Source organism: Bradyrhizobium yuanmingense, from assembly GCF_025200905.1.
GTDB lineage: Bacteria > Pseudomonadota > Alphaproteobacteria > Rhizobiales > Xanthobacteraceae > Bradyrhizobium > Bradyrhizobium yuanmingense.
The window spans coordinates 7,388,806-7,410,493 of sequence record NZ_CP104173.1 but is presented as its reverse complement, the minus strand read 5'-3'; the positions used below and the strand labels follow the sequence as shown (position 1 = coordinate 7,410,493).

General features: G+C 65.4%; 21 protein-coding genes and 2 tRNA genes. 18 read left to right on the top strand and 5 right to left on the bottom strand.

The features are described 5' to 3' along the window. Window positions 1-2 precede the first annotated feature (2 nt). Window positions 3-1,070, bottom strand: a complete 1,068-nt coding sequence (gene tsaD / locus N2605_RS34335) for a tRNA (adenosine(37)-N6)-threonylcarbamoyltransferase complex transferase subunit TsaD (RefSeq protein WP_193375182.1) — start codon at window positions 1,068-1,070, stop codon at window positions 3-5. Window positions 1,071-1,226: 156 nt separating this feature from the next. Between tsaD and N2605_RS34330 the strand changes: the two genes are divergently transcribed. The 6 genes from N2605_RS34330 (at window position 1,227) to N2605_RS34305 (ending at window position 7,108) form a co-directional block, all read left to right on the top strand. Continuing rightward, a complete protein-coding gene (locus N2605_RS34330) occupies window positions 1,227-1,973 on the top strand; it encodes a uroporphyrinogen-III synthase (RefSeq protein WP_225127927.1) in 747 nt (248 codons plus the stop codon). A 64-nt stretch (window positions 1,974-2,037) separates the two neighbouring features. Then, window positions 2,038-3,258, top strand: coding sequence for a COG4223 family protein (locus tag N2605_RS34325; RefSeq protein WP_036002917.1), 1,221 nt, complete (start codon window positions 2,038-2,040; stop codon window positions 3,256-3,258). 35 nt (window positions 3,259-3,293) lie between these two features. Further along, on the top strand, window positions 3,294-5,093 hold the full coding sequence (locus N2605_RS34320; RefSeq protein WP_260345141.1) for a heme biosynthesis protein HemY: 1,800 nt from the start codon (window positions 3,294-3,296) through the stop codon (window positions 5,091-5,093). Window positions 5,094-5,192: 99 nt separating this feature from the next. After that, window positions 5,193-5,268 (top strand) — tRNA-Thr (locus tag N2605_RS34315). 143 nt (window positions 5,269-5,411) lie between these two features. After that, window positions 5,412-5,804, top strand: coding sequence for a hypothetical protein (locus N2605_RS34310; protein WP_225142332.1), 393 nt, complete (start codon window positions 5,412-5,414; stop codon window positions 5,802-5,804). 149 nt (window positions 5,805-5,953) lie between these two features. Continuing rightward, window positions 5,954-7,108: an IS4 family transposase gene (locus N2605_RS34305; protein WP_036046927.1), complete on the top strand. Its 1,155-nt coding sequence runs from the start codon at window positions 5,954-5,956 to the stop codon at window positions 7,106-7,108. 109 nt (window positions 7,109-7,217) lie between these two features. Here N2605_RS34305 and N2605_RS34300 read toward each other — a convergent pair whose 3' ends face one another. Continuing rightward, window positions 7,218-8,273 (bottom strand): polysaccharide deacetylase family protein, encoded by a 1,056-nt coding sequence (locus N2605_RS34300; RefSeq protein WP_036002909.1) that lies wholly within the window; start codon window positions 8,271-8,273, stop codon window positions 7,218-7,220. A 252-nt stretch (window positions 8,274-8,525) separates the two neighbouring features. On the opposite strand from N2605_RS34300, the gene N2605_RS34295 reads away from it, so the two are divergent. Next, entirely contained in the window at window positions 8,526-8,819 is a 294-nt protein-coding gene (locus tag N2605_RS34295) for a hypothetical protein (RefSeq protein WP_036002906.1), read from the top strand. A 166-nt stretch (window positions 8,820-8,985) separates the two neighbouring features. Further along, window positions 8,986-9,201 carry a hypothetical protein gene (locus N2605_RS34290; protein ID WP_036002903.1) on the top strand — a complete coding sequence of 72 codons (216 nt, stop codon included), beginning with the start codon at window positions 8,986-8,988 and terminating at the stop codon, window positions 9,199-9,201. A 134-nt stretch (window positions 9,202-9,335) separates the two neighbouring features. On the opposite strand, the gene N2605_RS34285 is transcribed toward N2605_RS34290, so the two are convergent. Further along, window positions 9,336-11,024, bottom strand: a complete 1,689-nt coding sequence (locus N2605_RS34285; protein ID WP_036024258.1) for an MFS transporter — start codon at window positions 11,022-11,024, stop codon at window positions 9,336-9,338. 137 nt (window positions 11,025-11,161) lie between these two features. Between N2605_RS34285 and N2605_RS34280 the strand changes: the two genes are divergently transcribed. The 7 genes from N2605_RS34280 to N2605_RS34250 all read left to right on the top strand — a co-directional run bounded on the left by N2605_RS34280 (window position 11,162) and on the right by N2605_RS34250 (window position 18,917). Further along, window positions 11,162-12,523 (top strand): hydrolase, encoded by a 1,362-nt coding sequence (locus tag N2605_RS34280; protein WP_260345140.1) that lies wholly within the window; start codon window positions 11,162-11,164, stop codon window positions 12,521-12,523. 35 nt (window positions 12,524-12,558) lie between these two features. After that, window positions 12,559-13,929, top strand: a complete 1,371-nt coding sequence (locus N2605_RS34275; RefSeq protein WP_036002897.1) for a cytochrome P450 — start codon at window positions 12,559-12,561, stop codon at window positions 13,927-13,929. A gap of 49 nt (window positions 13,930-13,978) precedes the next feature. Continuing rightward, window positions 13,979-15,388 carry an adenylate/guanylate cyclase domain-containing protein gene (locus N2605_RS34270; protein WP_260345139.1) on the top strand — a complete coding sequence of 470 codons (1,410 nt, stop codon included), beginning with the start codon at window positions 13,979-13,981 and terminating at the stop codon, window positions 15,386-15,388. Window positions 15,389-15,566: 178 nt separating this feature from the next. Then, window positions 15,567-16,088 (top strand): tellurite resistance TerB family protein, encoded by a 522-nt coding sequence (locus N2605_RS34265; RefSeq protein ID WP_036002890.1) that lies wholly within the window; start codon window positions 15,567-15,569, stop codon window positions 16,086-16,088. 188 nt (window positions 16,089-16,276) lie between these two features. Next, window positions 16,277-17,056, top strand: a complete 780-nt coding sequence (locus N2605_RS34260) for an SDR family NAD(P)-dependent oxidoreductase (protein ID WP_260345138.1) — start codon at window positions 16,277-16,279, stop codon at window positions 17,054-17,056. A 129-nt stretch (window positions 17,057-17,185) separates the two neighbouring features. Continuing rightward, a complete protein-coding gene (locus tag N2605_RS34255; RefSeq protein WP_260345137.1) occupies window positions 17,186-17,980 on the top strand; it encodes a glutamine amidotransferase in 795 nt (264 codons plus the stop codon). A 124-nt stretch (window positions 17,981-18,104) separates the two neighbouring features. Beyond that, window positions 18,105-18,917 carry an enoyl-CoA hydratase gene (locus N2605_RS34250; RefSeq protein WP_225183568.1) on the top strand — a complete coding sequence of 271 codons (813 nt, stop codon included), beginning with the start codon at window positions 18,105-18,107 and terminating at the stop codon, window positions 18,915-18,917. 122 nt (window positions 18,918-19,039) lie between these two features. Here the strand turns inward: N2605_RS34250 and N2605_RS34245 are convergent. Then, window positions 19,040-19,115 (bottom strand) — tRNA-Ala (locus N2605_RS34245). 204 nt (window positions 19,116-19,319) lie between these two features. Here N2605_RS34245 and N2605_RS34240 point away from each other — a divergent pair. From N2605_RS34240 to folD, 3 genes are read left to right on the top strand one after another with little or no spacing between them, the layout of a single operon-like run. Then, window positions 19,320-19,610 (top strand): YggT family protein, encoded by a 291-nt coding sequence (locus N2605_RS34240; RefSeq protein WP_036002872.1) that lies wholly within the window; start codon window positions 19,320-19,322, stop codon window positions 19,608-19,610. A 15-nt stretch (window positions 19,611-19,625) separates the two neighbouring features. Then, the gene (locus tag N2605_RS34235) at window positions 19,626-19,994 is read left to right on the top strand and encodes a DUF167 domain-containing protein (RefSeq protein ID WP_260345136.1); all 369 of its coding nucleotides are present in this window, start codon (window positions 19,626-19,628) and stop codon (window positions 19,992-19,994) included. Window positions 19,995-20,004: 10 nt separating this feature from the next. Then, window positions 20,005-20,889, top strand: a complete 885-nt coding sequence (gene folD / locus N2605_RS34230; protein WP_260345135.1) for a bifunctional methylenetetrahydrofolate dehydrogenase/methenyltetrahydrofolate cyclohydrolase FolD — start codon at window positions 20,005-20,007, stop codon at window positions 20,887-20,889. Window positions 20,890-20,993: 104 nt separating this feature from the next. Here the strand turns inward: folD and ppa are convergent, their stop codons facing one another. Beyond that, window positions 20,994-21,530 carry an inorganic diphosphatase gene (gene ppa, locus N2605_RS34225; RefSeq protein ID WP_036002867.1) on the bottom strand — a complete coding sequence of 179 codons (537 nt, stop codon included), beginning with the start codon at window positions 21,528-21,530 and terminating at the stop codon, window positions 20,994-20,996. Window positions 21,531-21,688: the final 158 nt, after the last annotated feature.

Genomic DNA, 21,688 nt, shown 5'->3' with positions numbered 1-21,688 from the left:
CCCTAGAATCCCGCCCGAGTCTTGCCGTAGCCCGCGGGCGCGGTCGCGTTGGCATCGAGCAGCCAGCGTGCGCGCGGCTGCGCGTCCATCGTGTCGGTCAGGCCAAGCGCCAGGCGCTCGGCGCCGGCCCAGGCGATCATGGCGCCGTTGTCGGTGCACAGCGCGGGCGGTGGCATGATCAGCTGCGTCCCGGCCTGCTTCGCGACATCGTCAAGCGCGCCGCGGATCGCCTGATTGGCGGCAACGCCGCCGGCGGCGACCAGCGCGCGCGGTGCGCCGAACTGCTCGCGGAAAAGCTTCAGGCCGACGCTCAGCCGGTCGGCCGTTGAATCGAGCACGGCGGCCTGGAAGCTCGCGCAGAGATCGCTGATGTCCTGCGGCATGAGCTCGGCCAGCCGGCTCGCTTCGGTGCGCACCGCCGTCTTCAGTCCCGACAGCGAGAAATTGGCATCGGGGCGCCCCTGCATCGGCCGGGGAAACGCAAAGCGCGTGGCATCGCCGCCTGCCGCCGCGCGCTCGACCTGCGGGCCGCCGGGATAGGGCAGGCCCAGCATCTTCGCGACCTTGTCGAAGGCCTCGCCGATGGCGTCGTCGACCGTGGTGCCGAGCCGCACATACTGGCCGACACCGGTGACTGCGACGATCTGGGTATGGCCGCCGGAGGCGAGGAACAGGCAATAGGGAAATTCGATGCCGTCGGTGAGACGCGGCGTCAGCGCATGCGCTTCGAGATGATTCACCGCGACCAGCGGCGTGTCGTGCACCATCGCGATCGCCTTCGCGGTGGTGAGTCCGACGATGACGCCGCCGATCAGCCCGGGCCCCGCGGCCGCCGCGACGCCGTCGAGCTGAGCATAATCGATGCCGGCCTCGTTCATGGCGCGGTCGATGATCCCATCGAGCACGTCGACATGCGCGCGCGCGGCGATCTCCGGCACCACGCCGCCGAAGCGGGCATGCTCCTCGATCTGCGACCGCACGATGTTGGACAGGATCTTGCCCTTGCCGTCGGCCGCGCGTTCGATCACGGCCGCGGCGGTCTCGTCGCAGGTGGTTTCGATGCCCAGCACCAGCATTGGCGAATGTTATCCAATTTGCGCCCTTGCGCTCATCCATAAAGCAGAGTTCTGGTACGTCCGGTAGCATCCCGGGGTCGGCTTGCGCAATCGTCACGCGCAGCGGTTCTGGTCAATGCGTCACCGCCAAATGGTCCGGGAACAGCAGCGATGTCCATTCTTGTCACACGGCCGCATCCCGACAATGCGGCGACGGCGGACAATCTGCGTACGCGCGGGCATACGGTACTGCTTGCGCCGGCGCTCAAGCTCGAGCCGGTCGCCTTCCAAGGCGAGAGCGAAGTTTCTTATGATGCCGTTCTCGTCACCTCGGCCAACGCGATTCGCGCCATAGCGCCGCAATTGCCGGACCTCGGTCTGCTGGAGCTGCCATTGTTCGCGGTCGGCGAACATACGGCTGCATCGGCGCGAGAGGCTGGTTTTGCCAAGGTGATCGTCGCCGGGGGCGACGCCGCGTCCTTGCGCGACAAGGTGATGCAGAGCGCGCGCGACAAGGTGCTGAAGAAAAACAGCACGCTGCTGTATCTCGCCGGCGCGGATCTGTCGCGCGACCTCGGCGGCGAACTCGGGGCGGAAGGTTTCCGCGTGGTGACGCAGACGACCTACCGCATGGCGCCGGTGAAGCATCTGCCGCGCGAGGTGTGCGAGGGCTTTGCCGCCCACGGGATCGAGGCGGTGCTGCACTACTCCCGGCGCAGCGCACGTGCGTTCCTCGATGCGGCGCGGGACGAAGGTGTCGAAATTTCGGCGCTGGCGATCCCGCATTGCTGCCTGTCCGAGACCGTTGCGGGCGTGCTGCGCGATGCCGGCGCGCCACAGGTTCTGGTGGCCGCAACGCCGGACGAAACTGCCTTATTCGACACCTTGGAGCGTGCGTTGCGGACCCGTTTGGCGTAAAGGTCGGGCCGAATCCGACGCAATCTAATCCATCCCTGGTATGAAAGTGTGAGGAACCGTCACGATGGCCGACGACAAGCCTGAAGACGCTGGATTGGCGCCCGATCCGGGTCGTGCCAAGCGCACCCCGCCCACCATCGACCTCGAGGCGACGGAAGTCTCGACCCAGCCGCAGCAGGTCGCGGGCGAGCCCGAGGCATCCGAGCATGTCGCGCAGGAGCAGGCCAGGGTGGAAGAGCCCGGCTCGGAACAGGTCAAGGCCGAGCCTCAGTCCGAATCTGCAGAGCAGCAGGCCTCCGCGGCGGTGCCTGTATCGGCGCCGATTTCGCCCTGGGTCATCGCGCCGTTCTCCGGCGTTGCCGCGGCTGCGGTCGTGATCGCAGTCGGCTGGATGCTGGGCTGGCCCGCGGTGCAGGCCCCGCCGGCCGCGCCGCAGGTCACCAGTGCGACCGTCGATGCGCTGAGCGGACGCGTTGCCGCGGTCGAAGCCAGGGCCGCGAGGCCGGCGGCCGATCCGGCCCAAGTCGCGCGGATCGACGCGTTGGAGAAAGCGGCGAGCGCACTGCGCGGCGACATCGCCAATTTGCGCGCACAGTTCGATAAGACGGCGAGCGCGCTGAACGATGCGAAATCCGCGCCGCCGAGTGCCGCGCCCGATCTTGCCGCGCTCACCGACCGCATCGCCCAGCTCGAGCGCGCGAGCAAGACCGAGCGGGCCGAGCTTGCGCAGCAGGGCGAGAAGATCGCCGAGGCCAAGACGATGGACGACAAGCCGCTCCGCTATGTGGTCGCGGCGTCCCTGCTCGACGTTGCCGTTCGCCACGGCGATCCCTATCAATCGCAATTGGCCGCGGCGCGGTCGCTGGCGACCAAGCCCGACATGCTCAAACCGCTCGAGGCGTTTGCATCGTCCGGTATCCCGACATCGGCGGCGCTGAGCCGCGAGCTCCTCAATATCGTGCCGAAGCTGTCGCCGCCGGCTGAAGCTCCGTCGAGCGAAGCCGGCATTGTCGAGCGGCTCCAGGCGGGTGCGTCAAAGCTCGTGCGGATCGAGCGCACCGATGGCGTCGGCAACGATCGCGGCGCCATCGTGACGCGCGTCACGGCGGCGGCGCTCCGCAGCGATTTCGCCGAAGCGCGGCGCGAGCTGAAGACGCTGCCCGAGGCTGATCGTGCTCCGGCGCAGGCCTGGCTCGACAAAGCCGACGCCCGCGACGCCGCGCTCGCCGCGTCCCGCAAATTCGCCGACGATGCCATGGCGGATCTCGCCAAATCTACTCAATAAGATTCGCGCAACAATCGGCGCGTATAGGGATCGCCATGCTTCGCATCGTCCTCTTTCTCGTCTTGATCGCACTGGCGGCGGCCGGCGCGGCCTGGGTCGCCGACCAGTCCGGCGACCTCGTCCTGACCGCGGGCAGCTTCCGCATCTCGACGACGCTGCCGAGGTTCGTGTTCTTGCTCGGCCTTTTCGCCGCTTCCGTCGTGCTGGTCTGGAGCATCCTGACGACGATCTGGCGCATGCCAGGGCGCTTGCGCCGCCGCCGTCATGACAAGCGTCATGCCCGCGGCCGTCATGCCATCACCCATGGTCTGCTCGCGATCGGCCACGGCGATTCCGCGCTCGCGCGCCGGCACGCCGAGGCGGCGCGGCGGCATGCACCGAACGATCCGCTCGCACTGCTTTTGCACGCGCAGTCGGCGCAGCTCGAAGGCAATCGCGACGAGGCGCAACGCGTCTTCCGCGCCATGGCCGAACGCGAGGACACGCGGCTGCTCGGCCTGCGCGGTCTCTTCATCGAGGCGCAGCGCGCCGATGATGCGGTCGGCGCCGTGATGATCGCGGAGGAAGCGATCAAGCTGTCGCCGTCCGCGACCTGGGCCTCGCACGCGGTGCTCGGCTTCCGCTGCGCGCGCGGCGACTGGAGCGGCGCGCTCGCGATCCTCGATTCGAATCTGTCCGCGGGCCTGATCGACAAGCAGACCTATCGCCGGCAGCGCGGTGTGCTGCTCGCCGCGCGTGCGCTGGAGCTGGAAACGATGGACCGCGACGTCGCGCGCGAGAGCGTGCTGGAGGCGGTCAAGCTCGCGCCGACCCTGGTGCCGGCGGCCGTGCTCGCGGCAAAATTCGAGAGCGAGGCGCATCAGGTGCGCCGCGCCATGAAGCTGGTGGAAGCCGCCTGGCTCGCCAATCCGCATCCCGATCTCGCGGACGCCTATGCGCATGTGAAGCTCGGCGATTCCGCATGGCACCGCTTGCAGCGGGTAGAAACTCTCGCCGCGAAGACCCCCGCCGACAAGCCCGGTTATGTCGAAGGGCAGCTCGCGATCGCGCGTGCTGCGATCGAGGCCTCCGAGTTCGCCCGCGCGCGCGAGGTGCTCGCGCCTTATCTCAAGGATCCGACCCAGCGCGTCGCGCTGCTGATGGCCGAGATCGAGCGCACAGAGCATGGTGACGGCGGCCGCGCCCGCGCCTGGACCTTGCGCGCGGTGCGCGCCCGGCTCGATCCCGCCTGGACCGCGGACGGCTATGTCAGCGACCGCTGGCGTCCGGTCTCCCCGGTCACCGGCCGCCTCGATGCGTTCCAGTGGCAGGCGCCGGTCGCGAGCCTGCCCTCGGACAAGGGCCCCACGCTCGAATCCTCGGCCTTCGAGGAAGCCATGCTGGCCGCTCCGCCGCCGAAGCGGGTGACCGCCGCTCCCAGCGAAGCCGCGGTGGAACCGCCGGAGGTGGCCCCGCTGCCGGCACCGGCCGCGCAGGACAATTCACCCCCTCAGGCCAAGGACGCCGCGAAGGAGGCTACCAAGGAAGTGGCCAAGGAGACTGGGGAGCAAACTGCGAAGGTCGACGAGCCGGTCGTCACGCCCGCCGAGCCGGCGAATCCGGCTCCGGCGCCCGCCGAATCATCGCCGCCGGCGCCGACGCCGGTCTTCCGGACCCGGGCCGACCTCAGCAAGCCCGCATCGGCGCCGACCCAGACCGTCATCCCGATCGTCCGCGCACCGGACGATCCCGGGATCGACGACGACGGCCCAAGCGACGAATTTACGGAACAAATCGGCACGCCCAAAGCCCAGGCGGGCGGCTGGCGCGGATTCTGGTCCCGCTGGGGCGCGTGAGCGGTATTTCGCCTCCCGCTTGTCCTTGCCAATTCGGGCCATGCCCGATATCAGGGGCGCGCGTATCGGGGCCGGCATTGCTTTGGTCCCGGCAGGTTCGCCGCAATAGCTCAGTCGGTAGAGCACGTCATTCGTAATGACGGGGTCGGGGGTTCGAATCCCTCTTGCGGCACCAGCGCCCCGGTTCATCCGACCCCAAGCGCTCCGATGACCAGGCATCAGCCTGCATCAGGGCTCGCTCGGCTGCGTGATCGCGATCACATAATCGCAGACATGGCTCCCCTAACGTCCTGTCACGCCAACACGGGGAGACTTCACATGCGCAAGATCATTCTGATTGCCGCCATGCTGCTGGCTTCGGCCTCCGCCCAGGCAGGCGGCTCCCGCGGTCTGTCGCTGGCGGCGGCAGGCGAACAGACCTCCACTCCGCAAACCACGACATCGGCGAGCACCGTGACGGCGCAGGTGAGCGAAGCCGCGCCGGCCACCGAGGTTCAGAAATATCATGATCGTCCGCCGGCGGTGTCGCTCTCCGCGCCGACAGCGGCGACCACTCCGACGGTCACCACACCGGCGACGGCCTCCGCGCCGGTCACGACGCCCAAGCCCGCCGCCAAGACCACGGCAAAGGCGGACAAGCCGAAGCCCAAGCGCAGCTGGACCGAGCGCCGCATCATCAGCGAGCTGCATCGCCACGGCATCTATTGGTGAGGCGCCGACCTGTACCCTGATCTCGCCGTCATGCCCGGGCTTGACCCACGGCTGTCCGGTTTAATTTTCATGGACAGGGCGCATGGCGTGGATTCTTCTACGGTCTTGAGCATCGCCAAATGTTCGAGACACGCCAGGAGAGTCCCGCCATGCGCCACCACAATACAGTATTTCACGGCATTCTGAACTTGGTGCCGTGGGGTGTTCTGGATCGGCTTGTGGACAGGTACCAGGCCAATAAGCGGGTGCGGCGGCTCAGCACACAGGATCAGTTTGTTGCGATGCTGTACGCGCAGCTTTCGGACGCCCAAAGCCTACGATCGATCGAAGCATCCTTCGAGAGCCATGCCGCACGGCTTTACCATCTCGGAACCAAAGAGCTGTCGCGATCGACTTTGGCTGACGCCAACGCCAAGCGGTCCAGCGCGGTGTTTGCCGAACTGTTGGCGGCGCTGATGGGCCGCTGCGAACGTGATCTTGCCGATAAAGTGGCCGAAGCGGTGTATCTGGTCGATTCGACCGGCTTTCGGCTGAACTCTCTGAGTTCCGATTGGGCGCGGTTTTGCTCCGGCGTGCATGGGGTCAAGCTGCATATCGTCTACAATCCGGACAGTGAGCGTCCGAGCTTCGCCGAGCTGACGCCCGCCAATGTCAACGACATCACCGTCGCCAAGGCTATGCCGATCCGCCCCGGGGCCACCTATATCTTCGACCTCGGCTACTACGACTATGGCTGGTGGGCTGAGCTCGACGCTGCGGGATGCCGCCTGGTGACCCGGCTCAAGGTCAACACGCCCCTGAGCGACATAGTTGAGAACAAGCTGCCTGAAGGCTCCTGCGCGCTCTCCGACCGCATAGGTCTGTTGCCTGCACGGCAGGCAAAGTCCCGCAAAAACCCCTTCAGGGATCCGGTGCGCGAGATCACGGTTCGCACCGAGACTGGCAAGATCCTGCGCATCGTGACCAATGATCTCGATGCCCCGGCCGACGAAATTGCTGAACTCTACAAGAGGCGCTGGCAGATCGAGCTGTTCTTCCGCTGGGTCAAGCACACTCTCAAAATCCGTCACTTCTTCGGCACGTCCGAGAATGCCGTGCGCATCCAGATCGCCATCGCGCTGATCGCCTTCCTGCTCTTGCGTTCGGCCCACAAAGCGCAACAAAGCGTCGAGAACCTTCTGATCTTCACCCGTCTGGTCGCTCAAAATCTCATGCAGCGGCGCCGGATCGATCACCTTCTCGACCTACCGCCCCCGATTATCAAAAATGACCGCCAGATGAGCCTAAGACTATGCCAAATTTAAACCGGACAGCCGTGGGCTTGACCCGGGCATCCACGTCGTCGCGCCTGATCCTAAAACGTGGATGGCCGGGACAAGCCCGGCCATGACGCAAGAGTTTTGGATTTGGCGCTTATTGCGAGATCGTTTGCACGACGCTCGCGATCGGACGGGAGTTCGTGCCTGCGGTCGGCACCTTCATGTCCTTCATCAGCGCCTCGTCATATTCCGGCAGCGTCTGGAGGCTCGTCTTGGCCTTCATCTGCACGACCTTGTAACCGCCGGCCTTCAGCCGCGCGAGCAGCGTCGGCAGGGCGAGGCCCGTGTTCTTCTGGAAGTCGTGCATCAGGATGATGCCCTTGCCGAGCTTGTCCAGCCTCGTCATCACGGTCTCGACGATCTTCTCCGGCGTCGCGCCCTTCCTGAAGTCGAAGGAGTCGATTTCGGTCGAGAACATCGCGACGTTGCGGGTGCCGAAATAGCTCACCATCGCGGGATTGTGCTGAAGCTGCGGAAAGCGGAAGAACGGCGCCGGGTTGGTGCCGAGCGCGAATTTCACTGCGCTGAAGCCCTTCTCAACCTCGTCCTTGACCTGCTGCTCGGTCAACTTCTTGCTGTTCAGATTGACATGCGACCAGGTGTGCGTGCCCACCGTGTGGCCCTGGGCCAGCACCTGCTTCAGGATCTCCGGATGGTAGGTCGCGTGCTTGCCGACCGAGAAGAACAGGCCCTTGGTGCATTCGTCCGCGAGCGCCTTCAGCACCGTGGGCGTGTTGACCGGCCACGGACCGTCGTCGAAGGTCAGCACGACCTCCTTCTCGGTCAGGAAGTCGAACTGCTTGAAATGCTCGAAGCCGAAGCCGGGGCCGCCCGTCGTGTCGATCTCGACGACGCGGGACACGCCCAGCGCGTTCGGATTGGCGCAGGCCTGCTTCGGCTGCATCGGCATGACCGGCACGGGGGCAGGTGCTGGAGCTGCTGCGGCCGGCTTGGCCGCGACGGCCGCGGTGGTCTCGACGTCGTCCTTGGCGGCGAGCTTCGCCTGTGCCGGCAATGGGTCGGCGGCACGGGCGGCAACTGTCTTGGGAGCGCCCTGGTCGGCGCGCGCGGAATAATAAAACCAACCGCCGGCGGCGATCACGACCGCCGCAACTACACTGGCCAGCATCAGGCCCAACGCATTACGCATCGTTACTCTTTCCAATTACGCAACCAAACCGGCGGAATTTCCCGCGCGACGAGCCATTAATGCGAAGTAAGAGTTAACGTGACACCAACACGACAGCGGTTGCGAAGGAATTTCAGTGGGCTGCGTCTGAGTGACTGAGATCACAGAGGACGGGTCTCCCGTGAGCGTCATCACAGTGGAAACGGTTTTGCCGGAGCATCGTAGCTCCCATCGACAACGGGCCCGCTGTGGCGGCGCCAACGGGAGCTTCAAATGACCAAGTCGTTTACCGGCAAGATCCGCGACGCCAGCCTGGCCCTGGGCTTTGCCGCGATCGTCTCCATCGCTTCGACGGGCGCGAGCTTCGCCTTCTCGGCCGAGGCGCAGCAGATGTGCACGGGCGATGCCTTCCGTCTTTGCTCGGCGGAGATCCCCAATATCCCGAAGATCACCGCGTGCATGATCAAGCATCGCTCGGACCTCAGCGCCGGATGCCGCGCGGTGATGGACAAGACCCTCGCCAAGGGCGCCTCGCGCAAGGTCGCTGACGCTCAGGACACACAGTAACCAAGACGCCGGCGGTTGCGCCGGCAGCTCCCCTCGCCATGTCCCCTGGCATGAAGCCGGGGTGATGGCGGCGGCGCGCTGCAGCTAGTCAACAAAGCCGTTGCAGGTGCGGGATCGTCGCACTAGCTTCGCCCGCACGTCTTTCCGGGTAAGAGGCAATTGCGCGATGACCAGACTGCTTTTCGTTATTTCCTTGCTCCTGTGCGCATCGAGCGCCTCCGCGCAACAGCAGCCCGGCCATGATGCCTGCGCGCGCGACGTCACGCGCTTCTGCCGTCCCGTAATGGACAATGGCGACGGTGCCGTGCTGGCATGCCTGAAGCAGAACCGCACCAAGCTGAGCAAGGCCTGCGACAAGGTGCTGACCCAGCACGGGCAGTGATCGTCATTCCGGGGCGCGCGAAGCGCGAACTATGGTGCGCAACTGCGCACCTGAGAATCCATCGCGCGACCAACTCCTGCGATAAATGGATTCCGGGTTCGCACCTTACGGCGCGCCCCGGAATGACGAGAGGCCTACGTACTGCTTCCCGCCGCGGTCGCGACCACCGGCAGCACCTCGCTGTTGGCGCGGTCCGGCGTGTCGTCCTTCCAGCGCACCGAACCGAAGGGGCGCTCCAGCATGCGGCGGATTCGCACCGGCTCGGGACCGATGTGGAAATCGATCGCCTGCTGATGCAGCGCGCGTTCGGACTGGGTCGCACGGTTGCGCTGACGCAAATAGTCGAGCCAGGTCGGGCAGTGATAGCGCTCGGTCCACAGCTCGGGGTCGGCGATGTCGCGCGCGATCGACCAGCCATAGGCACCGTTGCGCTGGCGCGAGAGCTGCACGTCCTGCATCACGTTGTGGAACGCGCGCGCATTCTCTTGCGCAACCCGATATTCGATCTCGACCACGAGCGGGCCGCTGCGCCCTGTCAGCGACAGCCTCACCTCGGGATCGGCCAGCATGTCCGCATCCTCGTTGCGGGCGCCGACACGCGGCATCGTGAGCCAGATGCCGAGCAGCGGCGAGATCAGCATCAGGCCGGCCGAGGTCAGCAATGCGATCTCGACGCCGGCATAGTCGGTGAGATGGCCCCAGCCCCATGCGCCGATCGCGATGCCCCCGGCGATCGCGGCCTGGAAGGCTGCGAGCGAGCGACCGGCGACCCAGCGCGGGGCCGAGAGCTGCACGCCGATATTGAACAGCGCGATCGCCGCCATCCAGACTGCGCCGCCTAGCACCAGCGCGGCCGCCGTCAGCACCGGCTCCGTGCTCAAAGCGAGGGCGGCCATGGTGAAGGCCATCGTGATGGTGCAGGCGCGGATCGCGGCCTCGCCGCTCATGCGCTTGCGCAATTCGTGGATGTTGAGCGCGCCGATCACCGCGCCCATGCCGAAGGCGCCGAGCATGATGCCATACATCTGCGCGCCGCCATGCAGGAGGTCGCGCGCGACCAGCGGCATCAGCGCCATCACCGCGCCGCCGATCAGGCCCATCACCAGCGTGCGCAACAGCACGATCTTGATCGGCGGCGAATTGGTGATGTAACGCACGCCCGAAACCATGGCGCGGTTGAGCTTCTCCCGCGGCAGGCGCGACGGCTCGGTGCTGCGGCGCCAGAGCAGCAGCACCACCAGCAGCGGCAGATAGAGGATCGCGTTGCAGGCAAACGCGGCCACCGCACCGAGCGCAGCGACGATGACGCCGCCGACCGCCGGACCGAAGCTGCGCGCGATGTTGTAGCTGATGCCGTTCAGCGCCACCGCGGACGCCAATGCCTCGGGCGGCACTTGTTCGCTGACCGAGGACTGCCAGGCCGGACCGAACAGCGCATTGCCGCTGCCGACGATGAAGCAGAAGGCGAGCAGCAATTCCGGGGTGATCAGGTTGAAGCCGGCCAGCACGGTGAGCACGCTCGCGCCGATCAGCGCGATCGACAGCGAAATCACACTGACGATGCGGCGGTCATACATGTCGGCGATGGCGCCGGCCGGCATCGAGATCAGCATGATCGGCAGCATGAGCGCGGTCTGCACCAGGGCCACCTTGTCTGCCGAGGCCGCCATCTGCGTCATCGCCCAGGCCGCACCCACGCCCTGGATTAGGAGGCCGAGATTGGAGAGCAGGCTGGCGAGCCAGATCCGCCGGAACACGGTGTACCGCAGGGGCGCAGTGATGCCGTCGGCGGCCAATTTCGGGCGGTTCGGCTGCTCGGTCATATCCCCTTCCATGTCGGATGGCAGAAGTGGTCGTGGTGATTCCGGCCAATTCAGTGATGCCCGCGAAAGTCCTTCGCTGTCCAGTGCTTAGGCCGGTATAAGCAGTGCAAAGAGCTAGGTTTGCCGGGGAGGAACAGATGAAGCTGTCGCGACGGACGATCTTGCAAGGGGCTGCGAGCGTGCCTTTCGCACTTGCGAGCTTGCGGACGGGCGCGCTGGCGCAGACCGCGCCCGCCACGGAGCTGCCGCCGATTCTGTTCGTCCACGGCAATGGCGATTACGGCGCGCTCTGGATGACGACGCTTTGGCGGATGGAGTCCAACGGTATCGCGCGCGATCGCATGATGGCGATCAATTTCACCGACCCGCTGGCGCGCAACGACGACAAGGTCGAGCAGGCGGGTCGCTCCTCGACCGAGGACCAGCGCCTCGAGCTCGCTGCCGCCATCACCGAGCTGAAGCGCCGCACCGGCGCAGCCCGCGTGGCGCTGGTCGGCAGCTCGCGCGGCGGCTACGCGATCCGTAACGTCATCAAGAACGGCGGCGCCGGTGATGTCAGCCATGCGGTGCTGTGCGGTACGCCCAATCACGGCGTGTTCGCAACAGACGACCAGCCGAACAACGAATTCAATGGCCGCGGCACGTTCCTGCGCGGACTGAACGAGGGCGAGAGTGAGGTGACGCCGGGAGTCGCTTTCCTCACGCTGCGCAGCGACGGTCTGGACAAATTCGCGCAACCCGACGGCCGCTTTATCGGCAAGCCCGGCATGCCGACCAATGTCACCGCCGAAGGGCCGGAGCTGAAGGGCGCCACCAATCTCGTGCTCGGCGCGCTCGACCATCGCGAGGTGGCGTTTCACCCGCGCGCGTTCCGCGAGATTTACAAGTTCATCGCGGGGCGCGAACCTGCGCGCATCGCGATCGTGCCGGAGACCAGCGTGAGATTGAGCGGCCTCGTCACGGGTACGCCCGGCGGCGTGCCGACCAATCGTCCGGTCGCGGGTGCAATCGTCGATGTCTTCCGTGTCGATCCTGATACCGGGGAGCGCAAAGACGGTGCGCTGTACAGCTCGACAACAGGCTCAGATGGCCGTTGGGGGCCGGCGCAGGTCGATCCCGCCTGGTCGCTCGAATTCGTGCTGACCTCGCCGGATGCGCCGACGACGCACATCTACCGCTCGCCCTTCCCGCGCTCGTCCGAGGTTGTGCATCTGCGGCCCGCGCGGCCGCTCGGGCCGGCCGACAAGGCCGCCGGCGCCGTAGTGATCATGTCGCGCCCGCGCGGCTATTTCGGCCTGCCGCGCGACGTGGTGCTGCTCGACGGCAAGGAGCCGGCCGACGTCAAGCCGGGCGTGCCCACGGATGCGGCAGCCACCCTGCGGCTTCCCGCCACCGAGGTTGGCCGTAACATCGTGGCCCAATTCGGCGAAGAACGGATTGTGGCACGCGCCTGGGCTGCGTCCGAGAACCGGATTGCCATCGCCGAGCTGACTTACTAGCTATTTACCTGCGTCCCACCTTGCGGGAGAGAGCCATGAATATCGCCAGCGTGCGTCGGCCCATCACCCCTCCGGCTCCTCCGCGAGCGCCCGACGATATGTCGTTCTTCGGCCGGCTCGCGGTCATCAGGCAGAATATGATCGCGACCTGGGGTCAACGCGCCTACGAGGAAGAGGTCATTTCTGGCCGCTTCTTCTTCCGCAATAGCTTCATCCTGAACCAGCCGGACGCGATCCGGCACGTGCTGCTCAGCAATTACGAGAACTACACGCGCACGCCGGCCGGCATCCGCATGCTGCGCCCCGTTCTCGGCGACGGCCTTCTGATCGCGGAAGGTCATTCCTGGACGTTTCAGCGCCGCACGCTGGCGCCGGCCTTCACGCCGCGCGCGACCGCAAACCTCGTTCCGCACATGACGGCCGTGCTCGACGAAACCATCGCCAAGCTGGACGCGCAAACCGGTGAGCCGGTCGACCTGCGCGCGATCATGCAGCGCATGACGCTTGAGATCGCCGGTCGCACGATGTTCTCGTTCGGCATGGACCAGCACGGCGCAACCCTGCGCAACTTCATCATGGAATATGCCGCGCGGTTGGGGCGTCCGTACTTCCTCGACATGGTGCTGCCGGTGTCCTGGCCGAGCCCGATGGATTTTGCCCGCGCCCGTTTCCGCAAGCGCTGGACCGAGTTCGTGGCCATGCTGATCGCCGAGCGGCGTAAGGCGGGCAAGAAGGACGGTGCGCCGCCGCGCGATTTGTTCGATCTCATGGACGAGGCACGCGATCCCGAGACGGGCCAGGGCTTCTCCGACGAGCAGCTGGTCGACGAGGTCGCGACCATGATCCTCGCCGGTCATGAGACCACGGCGACGGCGCTGTTCTGGGCGCTCTACCTGCTCGCGCTCGATCCCGATACGCAGGAGGAGGTGGCGTCCGAGACCCGCGGCGAGCATCTCGACAGCATGGCCGACATCGATCGCCAGAAATTCACCCGCGCGGTGATCGACGAAACCATGCGGCTCTATCCGCCGGCCTTCCTGGTCGCGCGTGCCGCGCGCGATAGGGACAATGCGGCGGGCGTCGAGATCGGCAAGGGCGACATCATCATGATCGCGCCCTGGCTCTTGCACCGGCACGAGAAGCTGTGGGATCAGCCGAACGCATTCATTCCAAAGCGCTTCATGTCGCAGGAGGCGCCGGACCGTTTTGCCTACCTGCCATTCGGCGCAGGTCCGCGCGTCTGCATCGGCGCACCGTTTGCCCAAGCCGAATCCGTGCTGGCGCTGGCGCGGCTGATCGGAGCGTACCGAATCGAGCTTGCCGACCCCGCGACCCCCGTAATTCCGCTCGGCGTCGTCACCACCCAGCCGGACCATTCACCCCTGTTCCGCATCACGCGTCGGTGACAGGCTCGCGTCTGGCCGCTGGCGTGACCCAGCTACATAGAGTTCCGCCATGAGCGACATCCAGGCCCAACTCTCCGTTCTGAAGCAGACCGCCGATTCCGTTGTGGTGGAGGCCATCGCGCAGCTGATCGCCAACGGTCATGATCGCGATCTCAACCGGATCAATGCGCTGGATTTTGCCGACCGGACCGGGCTCGACCAGGAGAAGGTCATTTCCGGCTTCCTGCACGCCTCGCGGCTCGGCCTGTTCGACATGAGCTGGAACGTGCTGTGTCCCGGCTGCGGAGGCGTGCTGGGCGCGCACGCCACACTGAAGTCGTTGAAGCACGACGACTACAATTGCGCGCTCTGCGCCGCCGGATACGAGGCCTCCGTCGACGAGATGGTCGAAGTGGCCTTCACCGTCAGCCCGCGGGTCCGCCGCATCGGTGCTCATGATCCCGACACGTTGCCGATCTGGGAGTATGTGCGGCAGATGTTCTGGAGCTCAGGCGTCGACATCAACGACGAATCCTTTTCCCGCCTGATCAACCAGGTAACGCTCGAAGCCCTCGAATTGCCCGCCGGCGAGAAGGCGATCCTCTCACTCAATCTGCCGAGCCAGTTCATCATCGTGTTCGAGCCGGTCACCCATTCCGCCCATTTCCTGGACGTTCAGGGTGAGCCGACCAGCGAGCGTCAGCAGCTGTCGATCATGTTCAACAAGCTGGAGGCGCCGACGGGGACCACCGTGATGCGCCCCGGACCGTTGCGTCTCATGCTCGAGAACCAATCGGACAGTCGCGTATTGCCCTCAGTCTGGATTGCCGACCACGCGTTGCACGAGATGATCGGCAAGCGCAAGCCGATCCTGACCGCCAAGCGCATGCTGTCCAACCAGACGTTCCGCGACGTGTTCAAGGCCGACAACCTCAATGTCGACCAGCGACTGAAGATCACGTCCCTGACGTTCCTGTTCACCGACCTGAAGGGTTCGACGGCGCTGTATGAGCGGGTCGGCGACCTCAATGCCTTCGATCTCGTGCGGGCGCATTTTCGCGCGCTGCTGGAGATCATCGCCGCCGAGAAGGGTGCGGTCGTGAAGACGATCGGCGATGCCGTGATGGCGACCTTCGTCAGGCCCGAGCACGCCATCACCGCGGGACTGCGCATGCGCGCCGCGATGGACGAATTGAACAAGCAGCGCGGCGCCAACGACCTCATTCTCAAGATCGGGATCCACGAAGGCCCCTGCCTCGCAGTCATGCTCAACGAGCGGCAGGATTATTTCGGCCAGACCGTCAACATCGCCGCCCGCGTGCAGAGCCTGTCGACCGCGCAGGAGATCCACATCACCGGCCCGGTGCTGGATGCTCCCGCAGTCGCCGAGGTGCTCGAGCAGCGCGCCATCAAGCCGATCCAGAAGCAGGCCGCGCTCCGTGGCATCGCCGACAAGATGGTGGTGTACGAGATACCGTGAGGCACCATTCGTCATTCCGGGTTCGATGCTGGCGCATCGCCCCGGAATGACGGTGAACAGATTGCCGAAACGTAATACGCGCGCGGAACTGACGCACGTTGCGCCGGTTGGGTTTCTTGCTCATATAATGCTGGTAACGGCCGCGCTCCTTGCGGCGTCATCAATCTCGGTAGGACCTATGCTCGACGGCTTGCGCCAATTCATCGCCGACATTGTCGGTCCCCAAGCCCAGGACCGCGCATTTGGCGACAGCGATTACCGGCTGGCCGCGACCGCGCTGCTGGTCCATGTGGTCTCGCTGGACGGCCAGCCGAGCGCGGCCGAGCAGCGCAAGCTGCACAGCTTGATCGAAAGCCATTTCGGGCTCGACCGCGGCACCGCTGACCGTCTCATCGCCGACGCCACCCAGGTCGAAGGCGAGGCCGTCGACCTCTATCACTTCACCAGCGTCATCATGCGCTCGCTCGACGAAGCGGGTCGCAAGCGGATCGTGCAGATGATGTGGGAGCTGGTCTATGCCGACGGAGAGGTCAGCGAGTTCGAGGACAATGTGGTCTGGCGCGCGTCCGACCTGCTCGGCATCTCCCAGCGTGACCGGATCGAGCTGAAGCACGCCATTGCGGAGCGTGCCGGTGGCCAGGTCAAGGATCGCGCCGTCGGACCGGTCCCCGGCGGATTGCCTGGCCTGCGAGCCACATGACGAAACTTTAATATAAGCCCGGCGGTCCCCCGCTTCTGCTGATTCGACTGCAAATACCGGTCTTTCCTGCTTCCACTGTCGCTCTCACAAGCAGCCATGCTGCCAGCGCCGCTTGCCTGGCGCGCACGGCTTATGCTCTCGTTCTGGTATTGCCGGGACCACAGACTTCGATTCAAGAGACTTCGATCGTGACTGAGCGGGTAACGTTGATCACCGGTGCCTCGGCGGGCATCGGGATGGAGCTGGCGCGTGTGTTTGCCGCCAATGGACATCGCCTCGCATTGACGGCGAGACGGGTGGATCGGCTCGAAGCGCTCGCGAACGAGATCGCCGCCAAGGGTGGCAAGAAGCCGATCGTGATCGCCTGCGATCTCGAGGACCCGCATGCCGGTGAGAGGATCGCCGCGGCACTTGCCGCCGAAGGCGTCGAGCTCGATCATCTCGTCAACAATGCCGGCTTCGGCGTATTCGGCGATGCCATCGAGCGCGATCGCGTCGCGCAGCTCGGTATCGTCGATGTCAACGTCCGCGCCCTGACGGATCTGTCGCTGCGCTTCGCCGATCAGCTCATCCGGAACAAGGGCGGTCTTCTCAATGTCGGCTCGGTCGCAGGCTTCCTGCCCGGCCCCGGCATGGCCGTGTACTACGCATCCAAGGCCTATGTGATTTCCTTCACCGAAGCATTGCGGGCGGAGCTCGCTCCCCGCGGCGTCCGTGTCACCGTGCTTTGCCCGGGCCCGGTCCCCACGGAATTCCAGGCCCGCGCCGGCGTCGGCTCGCAACATGACACGGCCTTTCTCAACGTCTCAGCTGCCGAGGTTGCGCGGGAGGCGTATCGCGCTCTGATGGCCAACAAACGGGCAGTGCTGCCCGGCCTCGGCAACAAGATTGTGCCGTTCGCGCTGCGCTTCTTCCCACGCGGCTTCATCCTGGCGGCCACTAGCCGGTTCCAGCGGCAGCGGCGCTGAACGCCGCCGCCCGCGTCCGTAGTGGCCCGGAGCTTGCTTCCAGACGTGCGCGTGTGTGCGCAAACTCACACGATGTTAACCATCGCTTAGCTATGCTGGCGGTCTGAACCGATAGCACTCGCAGAGGCCATGTCGTTCCGGACGGACAGGTTTGGTGGCGCAGAGGTGGTCGCCTTCCCACAGAGGGCGGCGAGCGTCGCCGCCGCTGAAACCCGGCTGCCGGTTCTGATCGTCCTGCATCAGGAATGCTCGACACCCGGCCGCGTCGGCAATGCGTTGCGCGCGCTCGGCCACCGCCTCGACATCCGCCGTCCTCGCTTCGGCGATCCCCTGCCCGAGACGCTCGATCAGCATGCCGGGGCCGTGATCTTCGGCGGGCCGATGAGCGCCAATGATTCCGACGACTACATTCGCCGTGAGATCGACTGGATCGAAATTCCGCTCCGCGAGCAGCGCCCGTTGCTCGGCATCTGCCTGGGGGCGCAGATGCTGGCGATGCAGCTCGGGGCCCGTGTCGCGCCGCATGCGCAGGCGCTGACGCAGATCGGGTACTACCCGATCAGGCCGACCGCCGCGGGCCGCGCGCTCTGCCCGCACTGGCCGGCGCAGGTCTATCACTGGCATCGCGAGGGCTTTGAGCTGCCTGAAGGCGCCGACTTGCTCGCCGAAGGCGATGATTTCCCGGTGCAGGCGTTCCGCACGGGCAATGCTTTCGGCGTGCAGTTCCACCCCGATGTGACCTATGCGATGATGTGCCGCTGGACCACGCGCAATTACGACGGCTTCAGCGCGCCCGGTGCACGGCAGCGGCATCATCATTTCGCGGATCGCGCCGTCTACGATGTCGCCGAACGCGCCTGGCTCGATCATTTCCTCGACGGCTGGTTGGAGCGCCGGCCGATGCTGGCGCAAGCCGCCGAGTGATCGCGGCTTCGCGCAAGTCCTTGGCGCAGGTCCTTGGCGCAAGTCCTTCTCCCATCCCGGGGTATGCTAGGCTCGCTTCTAACGAGCGCGTGCGAACGCGTGCCGGCAAACAAGGGAGAGCGTCATGGCCTACGAACACATTCTCTATGAGGTGAGCGACAAGATCGCGACCATCACGCTCAGCCGCCCCGATCGCATGAATGCATGGACGCCGGTCATGGAGCGCGACGTGCGCAACGCGATGGAGGCATCGAGCGCCGACGACAATGTCCGCGTCATCGTCCTCACCGGCGCGGGCCGCGCCTTCTGCGCCGGCGCCGACATGGATGCGCTGAAGGGCCTCGATCCCAACGACGTCAGGCGCGCCTCGAACCTGCCGCCGTTCGACATGAATCGCCGGCCGGACTGGCAGACGCGGTACGGCTATTATCCTTCCATCAAGAAGCCTGTGATCGCCATGCTGAACGGCGCGACGGCAGGCATTGGACTGGTGCATGCACTCTATTGCGACCTTCGCTTTGCCGCCGACAACACCGTGTTCACCACCGCCTTCGCGCGGCGCGGCCTGATCGCCGAGCACGGCATCAGCTGGATGCTGCCGCGCATCGTCGGCCACGCCAATGCGCTGGATCTGCTGCTCTCGGCGCGGCGCGTGTCGAGCGAGGAGGCACTGCGGATCGGGCTGGTCAACCGGCTCTGTCCGCCGGAGAAGCTGCGTGAAGAGACGTATACTTACGCGCGCGATCTCGCCGATTTCGTCTCGCCGAGCGCGATGGCCGTGATCAAGCGCCAGCTCTACGAGGTGCCGTTCCAGACGCTGGCCGAGGCGACGATCGAGGCCAACAGGGAGATGATGGTGGCGCTGAACGGGAGTGATTTCAGGGAGGGCGTGGCGAGCTTCATGGAGAAGCGGCCGCCAAGGTTTACGGGGAGGTAGGGGGAGTTCACGGAGAGGGTCCGCCGTCGCCCTTCGGGCTATGGCGGGACAGCCTTCGCTCACTTCGCTACGAGAGAGCACGGCTGGCTTGCCTAGCCGTAGCTCGCGAAGCGAGCGAAGGCTGGTGGAGCCAGGCGGGATCGAACCGCCGACCTCGTCATTGCGAACGACGCGCTCTCCCAGCTGAGCTATGGCCCCTTTGCTGGCCGCTCTGGTGAACGCGGCCGACAACCGGGCGCCATTTAAGTCCCCGCCAAGGTCAAGTCAAGGACGGGCGTAACCCGGTTTTAGCTCTCAGGGTGCCGACTTCCCTTGTTTGGGCCTGACGGAACCGATATCTAGCAAACGGGGCGTCAATCCCGACCGAGCCAGAGTTTCCAAAAGCCAGAGGCCTCATAAGCCATGCGTGCCGTTCTCGACATCGTCATCATCGTGCTCGACCTCTACGTCTGGCTGCTGATCGCCTCCGCGATCCTGTCCTGGCTGATCGCCTTCAACGTGGTGAACACGCGTAACCAGTTCGTGTCGGCGGTGGCGGAGTTCCTCTACCGGATCACCGAGCCTCTGCTGGCGCCGATTCGCAATTTCCTGCCCAGCCTCGGCGGTCTCGACATCTCGCCGATCATCCTGATCCTGATCATCATGTTCATCGAGCGGGTGATCCTGTACTACATCTACCCGAACGTGGTCTAAGCGGGCGGGAGCGCCTTGGTTGCCAACAAGGAGCCTTGTTGTCAGGAGCCTTGCCCTAAGGACCCTTGGCGCTACTCGGCCGCAGGAATCAGCATCGCGCTGCGGGTGACGCCGCGCGGCGGCCGCGACGACATCGACGGGATCGAGCAGCTTTCGGATGGCCGCAGCGTGCTCAAGGTGCGGGTGCGCACCATTGCCGATGGCGGCGAGGCCAACAAGGCCGTGCTGGCGCTGCTGGCGAAATCGCTCGGCGTGCCCAAGAGCAATGTAAAGCTGCTATCCGGAGCCACGTCGCGGCTGAAGCAGATCGCGGTCGACGGCGGCGATCCGGCGCGTCTCGGCGAAACCCTGCGCCAGCTCACATCGGCCAAACCGACAGATTGAGAGAACGGACATGACCGCTGATATCATCGATGGAAAAGTCATTGCGGCGGAACTCCGTGGCCGCGTCGCCGAGGAGGTCGCCCGCGTCAAGCGCGAGCACAATCTGGTGCCGGGCCTTGCAGTGGTCCTGGTCGGCAACGACCCCGCCAGCGAAGTCTATGTCCGTTCAAAACACACCCAGACCCAGGCCGCGGGCATGGCCTCGTTCGAGCACAAGCTGCCGGCCGACGTCTCGCAGGCAGATCTGCTGGCGCTGGTCGCAAAGCTCAACCGGGATCCCTCCGTGCACGGCATTCTCGTGCAATTACCGTTGCCGAAGGGGCTGAACACCGAAGCGGTCATCAACGCCATCGACCCCGCCAAGGATGTCGACGGGCTGCATCCGAACAATGCCGGCCGGCTCGCTGGCGGCTTCGAGGCGCTGTCGCCCTGCACCCCGCTCGGCTGCATCATCCTGACCAAAAGCGTGCACGCCTCGCTCGAAGGCATGAACGCCATCGTCATCGGCCGCTCCAACCTGGTCGGCCGCCCGCTCGTGCAATTGCTGTTGAACGAGAACGCCACGGTGACGATCGCGCATTCGCGCTCGCGCGACCTGCCTGGCCTCGTGAAGAAAGCGGACCTCGTCTATGCAGCAGTGGGCAAACCAGAGATGGTGCGCGGCGACTGGCTGAAGCCGGGTGCGACCGTGATCGATGTGGGCATCAATCGCATCCCCAAGGAGGACGGCAAGACGCGCCTCGTCGGCGATGTCGCCTATCAGGAAGCGCTTGCCGTTGCCGGCGCGATCACGCCGGTGCCGGGCGGTGTCGGCCAGATGACGGTGGCGTGCCTGTTGGTGAACACGCTCCGCGCGGCCCGCGCGATCGCCGGCCTGCCGAAGCCGGCGGTGTAGTTGAGCGTCATTCCGAGGCGGCTCGCAGAGCCAAACCCGGAATCTCGCGCCCCGACCTCTGGATTCCGGGTTCGCTCTGACGCGCCCCGGAATGACCGTGCGGATCAGCCCTTCTTCTTCTTCTCGCGCTCGATGCCTTCTTGGATCAGCTGGTGCGCTTCCTCCGGGCCGCCCCAGCGCAGGATCTTCACCCACTTGCCTTTTTCGAGATCCTTGTAGTGCTCGAAGAAGTGCTGGATCTGCTGCAGCGTGATGTCAGGCAAATCGGAATACGACTTCACCTTGTCGTAGCGCTGCGTCAGCTTGGACGACGGCACCGCCAGGATCTTCTCGTCGCCGCCGGCTTCGTCCTCCATGAACAGCACCCCGACCGGACGCACGCTCATGACGGCGCCGGGGATGATGGCGCGGGTGTTGATGATCAGCACGTCGCAGGGGTCACCGTCATCCGACAGCGTATGCGGGATGAAGCCGTAATTGCCGGGGTAACGCATCGGCGTGTAGAGGAAGCGGTCGACCACCAGCGTGCCGGCCTCCTTGTCCATCTCGTACTTGATCGGTTCGCCGCCCACGGGGACCTCGATGATGACATTGACGTCGTGGGGGACGTTCTTTCCGATCGAGACCGCATCGATACGCATTCAAGGCTCCGTTGTTGCCGAGGATAAATCGCGCCCGGCAGCGATTTTGGCGCTGTCATACGCGGGCTTGGCCCGCTGATCCATCGCGTTTTTGTGAAATAATGAATCCGGCGATCACCGGCGCAAGCGGCCTGCGGTATCGACGGATGGGAACGCTG

What these genes read in the sequence shown, in the direction of transcription:
- N2605_RS34330 (WP_225127927.1), top strand. Translation starts at nt 1,227, where the DNA reads ATGTCCATTCTTGTCACACGGCCGCATCCCGACAATGCGGCGACGGCG.
- N2605_RS34325 (WP_036002917.1), top strand. Translation starts at nt 2,038, where the DNA reads ATGGCCGACGACAAGCCTGAAGACGCTGGATTGGCGCCCGATCCGGGT.
- N2605_RS34320 (WP_260345141.1), top strand. Translation starts at nt 3,294, where the DNA reads ATGCTTCGCATCGTCCTCTTTCTCGTCTTGATCGCACTGGCGGCGGCC.
- N2605_RS34310 (WP_225142332.1), top strand. Translation starts at nt 5,412, where the DNA reads ATGCGCAAGATCATTCTGATTGCCGCCATGCTGCTGGCTTCGGCCTCC.
- N2605_RS34305 (WP_036046927.1), top strand. Translation starts at nt 5,954, where the DNA reads ATGCGCCACCACAATACAGTATTTCACGGCATTCTGAACTTGGTGCCG.
- N2605_RS34300 (WP_036002909.1), bottom strand. Translation starts at nt 8,273, where the DNA reads ATGCGTAATGCGTTGGGCCTGATGCTGGCCAGTGTAGTTGCGGCGGTC.
- N2605_RS34295 (WP_036002906.1), top strand. Translation starts at nt 8,526, where the DNA reads ATGACCAAGTCGTTTACCGGCAAGATCCGCGACGCCAGCCTGGCCCTG.
- N2605_RS34290 (WP_036002903.1), top strand. Translation starts at nt 8,986, where the DNA reads ATGACCAGACTGCTTTTCGTTATTTCCTTGCTCCTGTGCGCATCGAGC.
- N2605_RS34285 (WP_036024258.1), bottom strand. Translation starts at nt 11,024, where the DNA reads ATGACCGAGCAGCCGAACCGCCCGAAATTGGCCGCCGACGGCATCACT.
- N2605_RS34280 (WP_260345140.1), top strand. Translation starts at nt 11,162, where the DNA reads ATGAAGCTGTCGCGACGGACGATCTTGCAAGGGGCTGCGAGCGTGCCT.
- N2605_RS34275 (WP_036002897.1), top strand. Translation starts at nt 12,559, where the DNA reads ATGAATATCGCCAGCGTGCGTCGGCCCATCACCCCTCCGGCTCCTCCG.
- N2605_RS34270 (WP_260345139.1), top strand. Translation starts at nt 13,979, where the DNA reads ATGAGCGACATCCAGGCCCAACTCTCCGTTCTGAAGCAGACCGCCGAT.
- N2605_RS34265 (WP_036002890.1), top strand. Translation starts at nt 15,567, where the DNA reads ATGCTCGACGGCTTGCGCCAATTCATCGCCGACATTGTCGGTCCCCAA.
- N2605_RS34255 (WP_260345137.1), top strand. Translation starts at nt 17,186, where the DNA reads ATGTCGTTCCGGACGGACAGGTTTGGTGGCGCAGAGGTGGTCGCCTTC.
- N2605_RS34250 (WP_225183568.1), top strand. Translation starts at nt 18,105, where the DNA reads ATGGCCTACGAACACATTCTCTATGAGGTGAGCGACAAGATCGCGACC.
- N2605_RS34240 (WP_036002872.1), top strand. Translation starts at nt 19,320, where the DNA reads ATGCGTGCCGTTCTCGACATCGTCATCATCGTGCTCGACCTCTACGTC.
- folD (WP_260345135.1), top strand. Translation starts at nt 20,005, where the DNA reads ATGACCGCTGATATCATCGATGGAAAAGTCATTGCGGCGGAACTCCGT.
- ppa (WP_036002867.1), bottom strand. Translation starts at nt 21,530, where the DNA reads ATGCGTATCGATGCGGTCTCGATCGGAAAGAACGTCCCCCACGACGTC.